The organism is Brevundimonas sp. UBA7664, assembly GCF_002483305.1.
GTDB lineage: Bacteria > Pseudomonadota > Alphaproteobacteria > Caulobacterales > Caulobacteraceae > Brevundimonas.
Genome location: NZ_DLHQ01000043.1, coordinates 1 through 500, shown reverse-complemented (window position 1 = coordinate 500; position 500 = coordinate 1). Strand labels below are relative to the sequence as shown.

Below are 500 nucleotides of genomic sequence, written 5' to 3'. Positions count from 1 at the left end.
CGACGACGCCGCCCTGCTGGACCGGGTCGCGGTCCGTTTCGCCGACCAGGGCCGTCCCGACGACAATCCGGACAGTTTCAAGGTCCGGCTGGACGCCTACAATCGCAACACCGCGCCCCTGCTGCCCTACTATGCCGACAGGGGCCTGCTCAGCGAGATTGACGGCATGGGCGCCATTGGCGCCGTCGCGGCCGCCATCGACGCGGTGCTGGACGGCCCCGCCGCCTGAACCCCGCCTGACCGAACCGGCGTCCCGCGCGTTCAGTCGTGCGTGATAAGGATCGGCGTGTGAAACCTGAACCTCCGTTGCTGAACGCCGACCGGCTGCGCAAGCTGGGCTTCGTGGTGGGCGTCAGCCTGGCCCATCTGGCGGTCTTCTCGGTGATGGGCCGCGCCGAGGCGCCGCTCCCGCCGCCCGAGCAGCCGCCGACGGTCAGCGTCTTTCTGTACCGGCCACCGCCCCCGCCCCCGCCGCCGCCGGTCGCGCCCGCGCGCACCCA

Annotated in this window: 2 pseudogenes; both read left to right on the top strand. The window is 72.2% G+C overall.

Annotation, left to right across the window (positions count from 1 at the left end):
• A pseudogene (locus tag B2742_RS09790) lies at positions 1-229 on the top strand (adenylate kinase); the annotation flags it as partial.
• Between the two features lie 59 nt (positions 230-288).
• Positions 289-500, top strand: a pseudogene (locus B2742_RS09785) (hypothetical protein); the annotation flags it as partial.